We start from the raw sequence: 13,965 nt of genomic DNA on the forward strand, positions 1-13,965 counted from the left end.
CTGGAGGGGGAAGACAGACCGCGCAGCGGTCAGATGAGGGGGGAACCGCCACGGGATCGAGAACGACCCGTTGGATGCGAGCCCGAAGCCGGTCGTCCCCCTCATCCGGCCCTTCGGGCCACCTTCCCCCTCCAGGGGGGAAGGCCATTATGGCCGTCGCCCGATCCTCGCGGAGGCAGACTCGCGGTCGCTCAAACGAACCGCTTCAGCCGCGTCCGCGAGAGCGCCGCGACCAGCGCGAAGGAGAGCACGATCACGACCAGCCCCTGCCCGGCGGGGGTCAGGTCGGGGGTCGGCAGACGGTTGGCAAGGGCGTAGACGACACGGTGGACGGCCATGTGGACGAGGTAGACCCCCATCCCCATGCCGACCGTCGCGGTCAGCCATTGCGGAGGGTCGAACCGCCAGCTCGCCGCCGCCGCCACGAGCAGGGCCGCGAGGCCGTAGCGGAGGGCCAGTTCGTCGTGCAGGCCGGCGGCGATCGCCCCGCAGGCCGCGGCCGTCGCCAGAGCCAGGCCGACCAGCGCCGGGCGCCCCAGGGTCTCTTGCCGCATGGCCGTCCCCATGCCCAGGCCGAGGAAGACGGCCGGCAGGCATCGGAGCCATTGCGGCCCGGGAGTTCCGGCGTCCCCCTGATAGGGCTTGTGGACCGCCAGCGCCGCCAGCGCCAGTAGGGCCAGCGCCACGGCCATCCCGGAGAACAGGCCCGGATTCATCCGGGTCGTCAACCGTCGGGAGACGTTGATGAACAGCATCATCGTGAAGGCGAACGGCAGGTACCACAGGTGGACCGAGGTCCCCGTCAGCAGCACTCGAGCGCCCAGGTCGTCGACGATCGAGACCCCCAGCCGAAGCTGCAGGCTCAGGTCGATGACACCGTAAACGCCGCACCAGAAGGCCCAGGGGGCCAGCAGTCGCGAGGCCGATTTGCGGACCTGTCCCGAAAACGACCGGGGGTCTCGTCCGGCGGCCAGGGAGGCTGAGATGATCGCCAGGGTCGGCAAACGCCAGGCGGTGTAATCCGCCCCCGGCGCGCCCGCGTGGAACGCGACGATCGCCGTCAGCGCCACCAGGCGAAGCACGTCGAACCCGGCGACCCGTCCCTGAATCCCGGCGTCGAACACGACGGCCGAAGTTCGCGTCCGGTCGCTGGAAGCGTCTCGCCGGCCGACCAGCATGGCGGCGGACGACCGCGCCGTGAGTTGGTTGGAACTCCTCATGAGTCCTCGCCCCACTGGGTGTTGAATCCATCCTTGTTGCGTGGGCGTCGCGCCCGCAGGGGGGTGATCGATCAGCGAGGGATTCTTCAACCCCTGCCGATGGATCGAGCGGGAGTCTATCCCTCCCCTCGAAAGTCGTCAAGCGAGGTCGACGAGGGAAATAGGCGACGACCCGCGCGCCGGCTCGAAACGTGGATCGAGCCGGTGCGCGGGTCGTCAGACCGCCTGAACCGAATTGGTGGGAGAGGCGCTGCCGCTCAGAACAGGAGCGCCAGAGCCAGGAGGCCGCCGCCGATGACCCCCAGAGTGCCGATGCGAGTGACGGCGTCGTCAGGCAGGATCAGGGCGGTTTCCAGCGAGCCGAGCTTTAATACATGCTTCACGGCCGACACTCCTTGTATTTATGCTTTCGCGACCCGAGGGTCGAATTGTGCGCAGGGATTGATTTCGTAAGACACTACGCTCCGAGTGAAGGACAGGTTCGATCGACGGGGACGGAAAATCGCTCTGCCGAAGACAAAATTTCGCAGAAGGGGCGCATCGAGACGCGGGGCGCGAGGAAGCCCCTCACGCTCGGACGGGCCCGGTGGTTACGGATCGTCGGTCTCATCTCGGCCCCCAGCGAAGACGGGGACGCGGTCCGAACAGCAAAAGAAAGGATTGCTGACAGAGCAATATAACGATGCGACTTCAACGTCGCAAGCTGACGCCCGCGCCAAACTCGATTTCAGGGAATCGCGCGCAATTTCAGGTCGTCCAGGAAGACGGCCGTGGGAGCGGTCGCCGAGCTGCTGAAGCCCACCCAATCGGCCGACTTCCAGCCGGGGGAAGCGGGGAGATCCGTCAGCCGCAAAGGCTCGGCGCCGGGGCGGGAGACGGTCAGGTTCCAGGTCGGCTTCGAGGCGTCCTCCCCCAGCCGCGCGGAGACCTCCACCCGCAGCCATTCGCCCGGCCGGACGTCCATCACGGGCTTGCCCCCCACGAGCATCTTGCCGTCGCGGAACCAGACGCTGGGGCCGACCTTGTACGGGCTCGATCCGTCGCGCCACTCGTGGTAGAAGACCGCCCCCGGCTCCGTCCGGATCGCGAACGAGCAGGTCGCCAGGCCCTTCTTGTAGTTCGGCCTGAAGTAGAAGTGCGGGTCGAACCCGTTCTTGAGGCCCGACGCGTCGGCGATCTTCAGACTCCGCCGCCCCTGCGCCGCGGCTTCCTCGGTGATCGCCACGAGTTCAGGCCGGCCGCCGTCCGACATCGTCGCGGAATCGGGCGCGTAGCCCGACGTCCCCGGCGACGCCTCCTCGAAGTCGTCGTCGACGGCCATCGCCGGCGGCTCGGGAGTGGGGGTGGAGGCGGGCAGGGGGGCGTCGGCCTCCTTCCGCCAGGCGCCGTCGCCGCGCACGCCGGCCTTGGTGAAATCGAACGGTTTGAAGCCCACCGAGGCCGCCGGGCTCCCCGCCTTGAGGCGGAAGTCGCGCGCATCGGCGTTCTCGAACAGCGGGTCGGCGATCTTCGAATGCTCGTCCTGCCCGGTCTGCTTCCGCCAGGCTTCCAGCGAGAGCCCGCCGGGGAACTCCACCGTCGCGCCCGTTCCTTCGTAATACAGGTTCGAGTCGATCCGGTAGTGCTGCGAGTCCTTCCAGTTCCCCGTCAGCAGCGGGCCGTCGTTCCAGTAAATGATGTTGTTTTCAACCGTGAATGATAGATGCTCCTCGGGCCGGCTTCGCACGACCTGGCCGTACTTGCTGAACGCCAGGATGTTGTTGCGGACCACGTTCTCGCGGCCGTAGTGCTGGTGGTAGCTCCCCGTGGTCGTGTCGTAGACGAGGTTCCCCTCCAGGACGATCCCCGTCGACCCCTCGTCGTTGTACAGGCCCCAGCCGCCGGCTCCGGATTTCACGTAGGAGTCGACGTCGTGGATGACGTTGTGGCTGACCGAAGTCCCCTCCGAGAACCCCAACGTATAGACGCCCCCCATGTCGCTGAGGACGTTCCGGCCCAGGTGGTGCAGGTGGTTGTAGTCGATCGTGTTCCGCTTGCAGTCGGTCGGCTTGTATCCCCAGGACCAGCCGACGGAGACCGTCGTGTAAGAGCCGTCGGCGATGTCGTTGTGGACGACCTTGTTGTCGCTCGACTGGCCGATCCAGACGCCGATCGCGCCGGGGAACCACTGGCCGTAACCTCGGATGATGCAGTCGTCGACCGTGATCTTCCCCGTCGCATAGGCGGGCTTCGCCGGCATGGAGGTCTCGCCGATGCGAACTCCCCCCGCGCCCAGGTCGGTCAGCGCGGTGTGCTCGACCTTGCAATCGGAGCATCCTCGGCGGAACCAGACGCCGTAGATGCCGACGTGCTCAATCCGGCAATCCTTGATCTCAACCCGACGCGCCGCGTCGACCATGATGACGGCCGGGATGCTGGAGGCCGCTTGATGGTCGCCGTGCCCCTCGGCCGGCAGGCGGTAGGCGGAGTGGCGGAACGTCAGGCCGCGGAACGTCAGATCCTCGACGACCGTTCCCTTGTCGGGATCGCCCTGGATCGCGACGAACGCCTCGACGACGGGCGCGACGGCCCGGGTCGTCTCGGGCGTTTCGCCGGGGAGGGGCTTGTAGAGCAGGGTGCCGTCGAAATCCAGGAACCATTCGCCGGGCTGATCGAGGGCCCCTCGGAAGTTCTCCAGATGATAGCGCTGGTTCGATCCCCACTTGAGGAACGGCCAGGGCGCCGGGCCGGTCAGTTCGACGAGGCCCTTCGCATTGTCGACCTTCGCGATGCGGTGCCGCGAGACCTCCCATGAGTGGTAGGCGACGAGGTTCGCGTCCCGCAACTGGCGGTCGGTCAGCCTGCCGAGCGCCGAGAGATCCTCGCGGCGCCCAATGAACGAGCGCACGCCCTCGGGCTCGGATCGCTTCTTGATATAGAAGTAACCCTCGTTCGGCGTCCTCGCCCGGACGGCCCGGCGGCCGTTGACGTAGAGTTGCTCGAAGGGGTTCCCATGCATCGACGCGGCAGCCTTGGGAACCTTCACGGACCAGAGCCCGTCGGCGCCTTTCGTGAACCCTTCGATCTCACGGCCGCCGTCGAGGACGACCTCGGCCCCCGGTTCGGCCTCGTAACTGACCCCGCCGTCCTCAGGCCCGAACGCGACCCGCCTGGTCATCCGATACGTCCCCGCCGCGAACAGGACTGTCACCGGCGTCCGCGCGGCTTGCCCCTTGCGCAGTTCGCGGACCTTGTCGCGAGCCTCCTCCAGCGAGCCCACCGCCCCCCCGGGCGTCACCCGCACCACCTCGCCGGTTTGGGCCTGGGCGACTGGAACGGCGAAGAGGATCACCACAACCGTGGACCAGCAACGTCGGAGCAGCATCGGCGGGACTCCACACGGGCGGGCCGCCGCGCCAGCCTTCAGCATCTGTAAGGCTCCTCCACTTCGGCTGAAGACCGACAGTGCTCATGAGAAGCCTCCCATACTTGGCGGCGACCCTGCGGCGACTCTAACGCGCGCCGGCCGCCGGCTACAGCCACCACCGCCTCAACGCTCGGCTACGGCCTGCCTGAGCATCGCGGCGACCGTCTGAGACCTCGTAGGCTTCGATCCATTCAACCGGCGTACACGATCCATTCACCCCCATACACCTCGCGTTATGTCCGCCACATTCCCCGAGTTTGGCCCCCGTTCTATGTAGAAGCCTCAGGAGATGCTGGGCGCTGGGTGCCATGGCCACGCTTGCATGGTCATGAACCGGCGTTGGTCCCCGCGTGACCGTCGCCTACCAAATAACCACGCATGCATTGCTATAACGCCCGAATCCAGCCCTCAATCCAGAAACGGCTTCCCGCAGGTGCTGCGAGTGTTGAGCGAGGATTGTCAAACGATCTCGCCGATCGAAGCCAATTTCCGAGCCCGGATTTTTCGCCCCAAGGCCCAGCCAGTTCATCGTTTACAACGAACGGCTTCGATATCGGAGGCCAAAAAACGAACCCACGCCGGAAGCCGCGCGGAGAGCTAAATTCGGAGGCTGGTCGAGAGCGCGACCGCCTTCGGCTCGGGGGAGGGAAGAGAGGCGAGGATTCAGGCGCGTCGACTGGCGTCTACCGAATCCGCGATGGCGGTCGGTTCAGCGTCGGGGAGGGGTTGATCGACGAGCTTGATCGCGCACTGGGGATGGATGCCGGCCTTCGAGTAGACCGACTTGCGACAGACGGGGCATTGGAGCCGGTTGGAAGCCGGAACAGGGGGGGTGTGATGACGCCTGGGAAGCATCAGATCCTCCTTCGGGAGAAGGCGACGCCCCTTCGGCTTCGAGGCGAGCGCAACCGATCATTGAGGCGACCGGACGGCCGCGCTCGGGAGGAGAGGATATCGGTGCGGCAGGGGCGGGCCGCCCGGAAGAGACGCCCGCCCCGGCCGCAGTCGGAATCAATACCGACGGCCGCCGCCGCCGCCGTAGCCGCCGCCACCACCGTAGCCGCCGCCACCGCCGCCGCCGTAACCGCCGCGGCCGCCGCCGCCGTAACCGCCGCCGCCGGAGCGGGGCTCACGCGGCTTGGCTTCATTGACGGTCAGGTTGCGACCGTCGTAGTTGTGGCCGTTGAGGGCCTGGATGGCCTCCTGGGCCTCCTCTTCCGTGGACATTTCGACGAAGCCGAATCCCTTGGAACGGCCGGTGTCCCGGTCCATGACGACCTGGGCGCTTTGGACGGTCCCGTAGGTCGCGAAGAGCGCCTCGAGGTCCGTATCATTGATCTGGTAGGTCAGGTTCCCGACATAGAGCTTCTTGGCCAAAATCGACTCCGAGGCGTAAGGCCGGCCCGCTGGCGCTTTCCGGGCCGAGAAGAAAGATGGGCCCAAGGCGGGCCCGGCGCGCATCGGGGAGAGCCTTTCAAGCTCACCCGACCGCTAGGTCGTCGGTCGACCGGGATCTATTGTATCAGGCTCTGCCGCAAAAAATCGGATAATCGGCCTTTTTATTTTTTTCGCACCCTCTCTGAAAGGATCTCTTCATTTGGCCGGCAGGGGTTCGACGCGTCCCTTCGCGAACTCCGTCCAAACAGCGTCGATCGTCTGGGGGGTGGGGACGCCGCGGTGGACGTACAGGGCGTATCGGAGCAAAAGGGGCTTGCCCGGCTCGATGGTCCTGGCGCCTCCGAAGGTCAGCGCAGCGCCCATCCAGCCGTCGCGGCGGACGTGGAAGGGGGAGGGGTGGCTGGGGTTCGCGGGATGGTCCAGCAGGGTGATCCCCTCGGCGACGCCCTCCACGATCGGCCCCGAGTAATCCACCCAGCGCGCGGGCTTGCGGAAGCAGCCGTTGGGCCCCTGCTCGTCCTCGTTCCCCTCGGAGTTCCGGAGCCGGCCGCCGCCGTCGGCCACGCCGATGGTCTTGGCCATCCGGACGGCCACCGGGCCGAACGCCGTATCCCCCAGCACCACCGACCCGCCCGGATTCACGGGCGTATCCGGGGCGCGGAACTGCAGGTCCAGGGTCAGCAGCCACTCGCCGTCCTTCATCGGGCGGACCGTCATCCGGCGTCGGTCGGTCATGTGGACGCGGCCGTCGGCGCCGACCCAGTCGTTATCGGAGGTGATCGCCGCCTCGGCGTCGCCGTCGTCGTAGCGGAGGATCTTCCGGGGGACGATCCGGGGCGCGCCTGGGTCTTCCCAGTAGTTCTCGCCGTCGACGGACTGGTGCGCCACCCAGAACGAGTTGTGATGGCCGTGCCCCACCGGATCGCGCGGGTGGCCCATCCGAGTCAGCGAACGCCCCGACGCCCCGATAATCGGGTACACGAACGGCCGCTCCTGCCGGGGAGCGAACCAGTACCGGGCGACCTCGCGCCCCCCCACTGTGAACGACGTCTGATCGTCGGGCAGCGGCAGCACCTGCACGACCGGCACCGGCTTGGCGGCGGGGAGTTCCGGAAGACCCTGGGCGCGCGCGGGACCCGCCGCGAACGCCAGGGCCGCGAACGTGGAGAGGAGCAGGGGACGTCGGTTCATTTCGGCGGCTCCCAGCCGGGGGCGTATTCCTTGGTCCAGAGCGTCATGGCCTCGGAGTCGTTCAGGATGCGGCCGTCCTTGGGGTCGCAGGCGAGCGCCCGGCCGGTCCGGTGGGCGATGTTCCCCAGGTGGCAGAGGAGGGTGCTCTTGTGACCCTCGGCGATCTCGCTGTTCAGCTTGGCCCCGTCGCGGATGGCGGCCAGGAAGTTGGCGACGTGGTCCTTGTCGCCGGCGGCCCCGGTCGCCTTGTCGATCTCCTTCCCCTTGTGGTCGTAAACGACGTAGCCGCCGCCGATGATCGAGAGCGTCCCCTTGTCCCCCCAGAAGGTGGCGTCGGCCGTGGCGTCGCCGGGTCGGAACGGGCTGCAGCTCAGGCCTTCCCACGAGATCAGCTTGTCAGAGCCGAACTCGTACGAGGCGATGTGGGTGTCGGGCGTCTCCTGGTCGTCGTCGAAGCAGTACCGGCCCCCCTGCGAGACGACCCGCGTGGGAAAGTCGACCCCCAGGCCCCACCGGCAGAGGTCCAGCGTGTGGACGCCGTTATTGCCCAACTCGCCGTTGCCCCAGTGCCAGAACCAGTGCCAGTTGTAATGGAGGATGTTGCTGCGGAACGGCCGACGCGTCGACGGCCCCTGCCACAGCTCGTAGTCGAGCTTCGCCGGCGGCGGCCCCTCCACGCCCTTGCCGATCGACCCGCGATCGGCGCTGTACCAGCAGCGGGCCAGGTAGGGCGTGCCGATGGCCCCCTCGCGGACCTTGGAGATCCCCTCCATGACCTTCGGCCAGCTCCGCTTCTGGTTCCCCATCTGGACGACCTTGTTCGCCTTCCGGGCCGCGGCGATGAGCACCTCACCCTCGTGCGGGGTGTGACTGCAAGGCTTCTCCACGTAGACGTGCTTCCCCGCCTCGCAGGCCAGCCAACTCGCCGGGGCATGCCAGTGGTTGCAGGTGGCCACGATCAGGGCGTCGACCCCCTTGTCGTCGAGGATCCGGCGGAAGTCGCCTACGCCCTTGGGCGCCTCGCGCTTGGCCTTCGTCAGCCGGTCGACCGTCGCTCCGGTCCGCGACTCGTCCACGTCGCAGACGTAGGCGACCCGCACCCCCGGCGTCCCCGCGAACGTCGACGCATGCGTCTGCCCGCGTCCCCCCAGCCCCATCACGCCGACCGTGATCGTCTCATTCGCTCCCAGCACCTTCCCCGCCGTCCCGACGGCGAACCCCGCCGCCCCCGCCGCCCCGAGAAACCCCCGCCGATGCAGACGACTCGATTCGCGCATGACCCGACTCCTCCACAAGCGTCCCGGCTTCTCCCCATGGCGAACGCCGAACCTACCCCACCCGCGACCCCCGATCAACCGGCCGGCGATCGGCGTTCAGCCCCCACGCTTTTGCTTTCACCCGGCCTGCAAAGGCTTCTCAACCGAGAGGAAGAACTCCTCGCGAGCCACCTCGGCCGCTTCCGGGGAGAGGAAAAGATAGCTCCCGTAGTACCTGTGGTTCACGGAGTAATGGAACCTCTCTCGCCTACCTGCAGCGCGAAGAGCCTCGTTGAGGGCGGTCATCAAGGCCGTGACGTCATAGGACCGGCCGAGGTAAGAAGCCTGGAACGTCACAAGACGACCGTCGTGGAGGAACTCGACGAGATAACCGGTGTCCCAGATTCGCCCCTGATATTCCTCATCCGAGATGTCCGGGGGATTATCCCAGTCCCATACCTGGGCGGCGGCCTCGACGATCAATCTGCCTCGGGTGGCTTCGGCAAGGCGACGGATCAGCCGATCGTGGCGCGGGGGATAGAAGCCGGCCTTCGGTTCGAAGTCGATCTTGACGCCCGCCCGTTCCAGAACTTCCAGGAAGACGTCGGCCGGTGCAAACTCGCGACCCGGATAGTCCCGGTGCAGTTCCTCAAGAACCGCCTCCGCCAGACCGTCGACGTCTCTCAGTACACCAAGCGCCGCCATGCGGGCGAGAGCGGCCCGAAGGTCGATCCCTCGCTTCCGCCAAAAGATCCGCATACGGTCCAACCCGATCGCGGCCTCCTCCCCGTCTTCAGCCGCCGATTCATCCGAACTCCCCTCGATCTTCGCGAGTATCCCTCTGTACGCTTCACGCGACCCATGTTGCGCCATGGCCGCGCGAACCGCCGCGACCACTTCTTCATCCTCGATCCCGCTCGAACCGGCTCCCAGGGACCAGGCCGCACGAAGGGCTGTCTGAGCATCCGGATCCTGGAGCAACTCCAAGCAAACCGCGCGATGTCGGATCCGGTCCCCAGCCGCAAGAACATCGAGCGGGGTATTGAGCCCTTTCAGACCAAGGCGTGCGCGAACGAGAGCGGCGGCGATTTCGACGCATCGCGGATCGTCGGATGCAGCCCGACGAAGAGCCCTGAGGGAGCTATCAAGCGGGACATCCGTGAAAGGTCGGACTCCGTCGAGACACTCGCGGAAGTATCGCAGGAGGATCTCGACCACCACGCGTCGCACCTCCGGCGGGCCGTTCTCAGCCGATGCCGCCACCGCATCCAAATACGTGCGCTCGCCATCGCCCGGCGGCTCATCGAGCCAGACCGCCTCGATGGCCTTCAGGTCAGCGACCGTTGGATCAAGCTGGCCGATCCAGAAGGCGAGCCTCGGCCGGTCCGGCGTATCGGGCTTCTGAAGAAGTTCAACGAACCGGTCCACCGCCCCCGGCGGCGCCAGGAAGCCGCATTCATACACGGCCTGCATTGCACGTTCAGGATCCGGCGAGTCGAGCCCATCCAGCAATATCCGTTGGATCTCCGGATCCGTCCCGAGGAACCGAGCTTCGTCGGTCATCAAGTCCGACCGGAGCGGGGCGGCCTCGCCCGACATTTGAAGTGCCTCGCGGGCGATCGGCAGGACCGCGGGATCCTCCAGCATGCAGAGGGCCAGCATAGCCTTGACCCCATCGAGTTCCCGAAGTCGCAGCCTGCGAGCGATCTCCAGCAGCTTCGGGACCGCCTCGGCGCGGCGTTCCCGAAGCATGACCAGTTCGTGATCGTAGAAGCTAAGCTCGGACAGTTCCTGCAAGAGCTGCTTCAACGGGTCGGCCTTGATCCGAAACTCCGCGATGCGGGCCGGGTCATTCGTGATGGTCACGTCCATCCCCGGATGATGCCACTCTCCGAACCGCCCCGCCAGCCCTGTACAGGCAGGGACGAGTCCCCAGGCAGGCTCTCCTCGACACGAACCGCCCCCTCTGCTAGATTCCGCCCCGGAATCCTCGGCACGACACCCCGGACAAGGACGTCCTCCATGCCTTCCCCCGCGCGCCGCGCCTCCCGGCCGAGCCTCCCCGCGAGCCCGATCCCGGGGGCCCCGCCGTTCGCCCTGATGGACGTCCGGTCGCTCGACTGGAATCTCTTCAGCGTCGAGGTTTACGGCGAACCTTCCGGGCAGATCGCCGACCTGCTGGAGAGCATCCGCGAGCACGGCGTCCTGGAACCGCTAGTGGTCGCGCCGGGGTTGGCGAAAGGTCGCTGGGAGGTCGTCTCCGGTCATCGCCGCCTGGCCTGCGCCCTGGAGTTGGGGACCGACCGCGTCCCCTGCACCATCCGCGAGTTCGACTCCGACGCCGCCCGCAGGGCTGCCGTCCTAGAGTATAACCGCCAGCGCCGCAAGACGTTCAGCCAACTCATGCGCGAGGCCGACGCCCTCGAAACCCTCCTCTCCGCCGACGCCCGCTCCCGCAGCCGACAGAACCTCCGAAACAGCCCAGACAACTCATCCCCCCGAACCATCCCCTTCGGCGACCATCCGTCCTGGACCGACGATATCGAGCGTCGGAATTCCGACGCTCGGGCCGACGACGAAGGGCAGGGGAGCCCGAGCCGCCGGACGGGCCGGACCGACGTCGCCATCGCCGAGCGTATCGGCCTGGGAGGCAAGGATTTATACCGCCAGGCCCGCGCCGTCTGGGCGAAGGCCGGCGAAGGCGACCCCCGGGCCCTGGCGGGCGTCGCCCAGATCGACGCCGAGACCAAGACGATCCACGCCGCCTACAAGGACCTCCGCCGCCGCGACCGCTACTCGGCCGACTTCCGCCCCACCCCCTACGACGTCTGGTCGTTCCGCCACGACCGGGCCTTCGGCGTCCCCCACCCGGGCTCCATCCCGCCGTCGCTGGTCGCCCACGCCCTCCACTACTACACCGACCCCGGAGCCCTCGTCGTCGACCCCATGGCCGGCGGCGGGACCACCTACGATGTCGCACTCGCCATGGGCCGGCGCTGCCTCGCCTACGACCTCGAACCGGTCCGCCCCGAGATCGCTCCACTGGACATCCGTCTTGGCCTCCCCCCCGAAGCCCGCGACTGCGACCTCATCTTCTGCGACCCCCCGTACCACACGATGCTCGCCCGCAAGTACCCCCGGGGCTCCGTCGCCGACGCCCCCCTCGATGCCTGGACGAGCTTCTTGACTGACCTCGCGTCAATCGCCTTTCTAAACCTGAAACCCGCAGCCTGCTTCGCGCTTTTATTGGCCGCACAAACCGAGAAGGATCTCCCCCGCGGCCACGGATACATCGACCACGCCTTCATGGGATATCAGGCCGCCCTCGCCGCCGGCTTCCTCCCCGAGCGCCGGATCAGTTGCCCCATGAGCGGCGACTACACCCCCCAGCAGGTCCGCCGAGCCCGCGTCGAGGGCCGCCTCCTCGGCCAGGTCCGCGACCTCCTCATCTTCCGCAAGCCGGCCTCCGCGACGACCACTCCAGGCATCCCGTAAACGCAATTCCCTTTTACGGGATGCCGTAACTGTGGGCACTGAGGGACAAATCGACCCACACCGGTCATCCCCAATACGCAATGCACCCGGCTGCCAAAATGGCACTCGGAGCCCGGTTGCGTATACGGGACGCCCGCCGTCCCCTCGGCGCATAAAGAAACGCGGCTCGAAGGCCGCGTTTCGTCGAGACTCGCCTCATCGGCCGTAAGTGGCTGCTATTCCACGGGTTCGCCGCAGGCCAGCTCGTAGACCTTGCCCCGGACGAAGGGGTTGGAGAGAGTCGGGTTGCGACGCACGACGGGCTCCGGCAGAGCCTTCAGAGCGACCGCCGTAAGTCGTTTCAGCTCATCGGGATGCAGGTTCTCAAGGACGTACGAGACGGCCGCTTCCTGGGAGGCCAGCGAATCGACTTCGCGCGCCTGGCTCTGCTCGCGTTCGATCCGCCGAAGCCGTTCTTGCAGTTCGCGGCGGCGGGTTTCCAGGCGGTTGGCCACCTGGGGGAGCAGGTCGTAGCCGTCCTCAATCCCCGACCGGATGTAGCCGGGGGCGTTTTGCAGCTTGCCCTGGCTTTGAAGGTAGAGCGCATTAAGGAGAACCTTGGCGACCGCCTCGGGATCGCGCTGCGTAACTAGGCGGCTTGCGAGGTTCTCGGGGAGGCCCTGATCCGTCAACAATTCCTGCAAATCAACAGCAACAAGGAGCCGGCCGTCGGCGCTCAGGCGGAAGGGGGTTCCAGGGATCGCCGCTGATGCTGTGTCCTCTTTTGATCCTGTTTCTCGTTTGGGCCCACCCTCGCGGCCGCTGTGGTCCAGCTTCTGGGCCGGCTCAACTAAAGAGAATAGACCGGATTTCGAGGGGTCGACTAAGGATTTTGGACCGGTTTCCGGCGGTCCTTCTAAAAGATCTCGGCCGGTTCTGGGGGCCGAACTGGTCTTCTTACTTGAGGTGGGCTTGGCCCGGTCCCCGGTCGGCCGACGCTCGGGCGCGGGCTCGCGGATGATTCGATAGGCCGTCGACTTCCCCCGCGACTTGTTGGCGATCACCAGGCCGGAGGCGATCAGCTCCTGAATGGCGTCGATGACCGTCTGTCGGCTCAGGCCCGCCTGGCGCGCGATGGTCCGGGTGCTGGGATATCCCCAGTCGGTCCCGAAGTCGGAATAGAGGCCGATCACGAGATACACCTTGATCGCCGAGCCTCCCAGCGATCGGAAGGCGTCGGACCGGAGCAAGTCGTGCTCGACCCGAAAGAAATACGATGCCATGGCCGGATGCCGCCTTCGCCTCGGAGTCCCTTCCCAATCGTCGGCCGGGGGCCGGTCAATCCGCGTCGAGGGCCGGGGGGTCGGCGACGTAATACGTCTTCACCTTCCCCCGAGGGCCGGTCGTCGACACCACCAGCCCCAGCCGCTCAAGCTGGGCCAGGCCGTCAATGACCGTGGGCGTGGATAGACGCGTGCGCGCGACCAGTTGGTTCAAACTGATGGTCACGCTGCGATCGGGCTCTCCCCCGACCGCCTCGACGACGACCAGATAAACCTTGATCGCCTCGCCCCGGATCCGGGCCAGGTAGCCGCGGTCGAACAGCACGCTCTGGACCCAGTCGACCTGGGTCGCCTCGTCGACGTCCGTCGTCATCGCGGGGCACTCCCTTGTTCCAGGCTGATTCCGCCCGGTCCGCCCGCCTCCGACCCCTCGACGGCCTGAAATCGGCCGCCGCTCGCGTAACACCGCCGTGCCGACGCCCATGGTCGTAGCCACTCCCTTGGTCTGACGGCCTTTCCCTGGCTTCTCCAAACTGCCTTATCGGGTGCAGATCCCCTGGATCCGAAGGGCTCTCCATGGGTTTTCGAGGATGAAGTCGGGGTTAAGGCGGTTGAACGCTGTGAATCGCCGCCGATCGGGGCCTGGGAGACCGATGCACTTAGTAGAACGGCGATTATTTTCAGAGGCGCATGTCGTTGCCAATACAGGGATTTGTAACAGACAATCGGCCAATAAT

General features: G+C 66.7%; 11 protein-coding genes. 1 reads left to right on the top strand and 10 read right to left on the bottom strand.

The annotated features are described in order from the left end of the window. Window positions 1-191: 191 nt before the first annotated feature. The 8 genes from G5C50_RS31610 to G5C50_RS31640 form a co-directional block, all read right to left on the bottom strand. Window positions 192-1,220 carry an acyltransferase family protein gene (locus G5C50_RS31610; RefSeq protein WP_165075975.1) on the bottom strand — a complete coding sequence of 343 codons (1,029 nt, stop codon included), beginning with the start codon at window positions 1,218-1,220 and terminating at the stop codon, window positions 192-194. 257 nt (window positions 1,221-1,477) lie between these two features. Then, a complete protein-coding gene (locus G5C50_RS33010) occupies window positions 1,478-1,603 on the bottom strand; it encodes a hypothetical protein (RefSeq protein ID WP_255487608.1) in 126 nt (41 codons plus the stop codon). A gap of 344 nt (window positions 1,604-1,947) precedes the next feature. Beyond that, a complete protein-coding gene (locus G5C50_RS31615) occupies window positions 1,948-4,629 on the bottom strand; it encodes a right-handed parallel beta-helix repeat-containing protein (RefSeq protein WP_165075977.1) in 2,682 nt (893 codons plus the stop codon). A gap of 660 nt (window positions 4,630-5,289) precedes the next feature. After that, a complete protein-coding gene (locus G5C50_RS31620) occupies window positions 5,290-5,481 on the bottom strand; it encodes a hypothetical protein (RefSeq protein WP_165075979.1) in 192 nt (63 codons plus the stop codon). Window positions 5,482-5,637: 156 nt separating this feature from the next. Continuing rightward, window positions 5,638-6,003, bottom strand: coding sequence for an RNA recognition motif domain-containing protein (locus tag G5C50_RS31625; protein ID WP_165075981.1), 366 nt, complete (start codon window positions 6,001-6,003; stop codon window positions 5,638-5,640). 216 nt (window positions 6,004-6,219) lie between these two features. Continuing rightward, entirely contained in the window at window positions 6,220-7,215 is a 996-nt protein-coding gene (locus G5C50_RS31630) for a DUF6807 domain-containing protein (RefSeq protein ID WP_165075983.1), read from the bottom strand. Next, entirely contained in the window at window positions 7,212-8,492 is a 1,281-nt protein-coding gene (locus tag G5C50_RS31635; RefSeq protein WP_165075986.1) for a Gfo/Idh/MocA family protein, read from the bottom strand. Before G5C50_RS31635 ends, G5C50_RS31630 begins: the two co-directional genes overlap by 4 nt. 117 nt (window positions 8,493-8,609) lie before the next feature. Next, on the bottom strand, window positions 8,610-10,337 hold the full coding sequence (locus G5C50_RS31640; protein WP_165075988.1) for a hypothetical protein: 1,728 nt from the start codon (window positions 10,335-10,337) through the stop codon (window positions 8,610-8,612). Window positions 10,338-10,493: 156 nt separating this feature from the next. Here G5C50_RS31640 and G5C50_RS31645 point away from each other — a divergent pair, with 156 nt between their 5' ends. Beyond that, complete coding sequence (locus tag G5C50_RS31645) at window positions 10,494-11,966, top strand: DNA methyltransferase (RefSeq protein WP_240907433.1); 1,473 nt, start codon at window positions 10,494-10,496, stop codon at window positions 11,964-11,966. Between the two features lie 215 nt (window positions 11,967-12,181). Here G5C50_RS31645 and G5C50_RS31650 read toward each other — a convergent pair whose 3' ends face one another. Both G5C50_RS31650 and G5C50_RS31655 read right to left on the bottom strand, forming a co-directional pair. Further along, the gene (locus tag G5C50_RS31650; protein ID WP_165075991.1) at window positions 12,182-13,228 is read right to left on the bottom strand and encodes a helix-turn-helix domain-containing protein; all 1,047 of its coding nucleotides are present in this window, start codon (window positions 13,226-13,228) and stop codon (window positions 12,182-12,184) included. A gap of 55 nt (window positions 13,229-13,283) precedes the next feature. Continuing rightward, window positions 13,284-13,601: a helix-turn-helix domain-containing protein gene (locus tag G5C50_RS31655; protein ID WP_165075994.1), complete on the bottom strand. Its 318-nt coding sequence runs from the start codon at window positions 13,599-13,601 to the stop codon at window positions 13,284-13,286. Window positions 13,602-13,965: the final 364 nt, after the last annotated feature.

The sequence above is a fragment of the Paludisphaera rhizosphaerae genome (genome assembly GCF_011065895.1).
In the GTDB taxonomy this organism is placed as follows: domain Bacteria; phylum Planctomycetota; class Planctomycetia; order Isosphaerales; family Isosphaeraceae; genus Paludisphaera; species Paludisphaera rhizosphaerae.

Bases quoted from the DNA above. Each gene is read 5' to 3' on its own strand.
- G5C50_RS31610 (WP_165075975.1), bottom strand. From the start codon at position 1,220: ATGAGGAGTTCCAACCAACTCACGGCGCGGTCGTCCGCCGCCATGCTG.
- G5C50_RS31615 (WP_165075977.1), bottom strand. From the start codon at position 4,629: ATGCTGAAGGCTGGCGCGGCGGCCCGCCCGTGTGGAGTCCCGCCGATG.
- G5C50_RS31620 (WP_165075979.1), bottom strand. From the start codon at position 5,481: ATGCTTCCCAGGCGTCATCACACCCCCCCTGTTCCGGCTTCCAACCGG.
- G5C50_RS31630 (WP_165075983.1), bottom strand. From the start codon at position 7,215: ATGAACCGACGTCCCCTGCTCCTCTCCACGTTCGCGGCCCTGGCGTTC.
- G5C50_RS31635 (WP_165075986.1), bottom strand. From the start codon at position 8,492: ATGCGCGAATCGAGTCGTCTGCATCGGCGGGGGTTTCTCGGGGCGGCG.
- G5C50_RS31645 (WP_240907433.1), top strand. From the start codon at position 10,494: ATGCCTTCCCCCGCGCGCCGCGCCTCCCGGCCGAGCCTCCCCGCGAGC.
- G5C50_RS31650 (WP_165075991.1), bottom strand. From the start codon at position 13,228: ATGGCATCGTATTTCTTTCGGGTCGAGCACGACTTGCTCCGGTCCGAC.
- G5C50_RS31655 (WP_165075994.1), bottom strand. From the start codon at position 13,601: ATGACGACGGACGTCGACGAGGCGACCCAGGTCGACTGGGTCCAGAGC.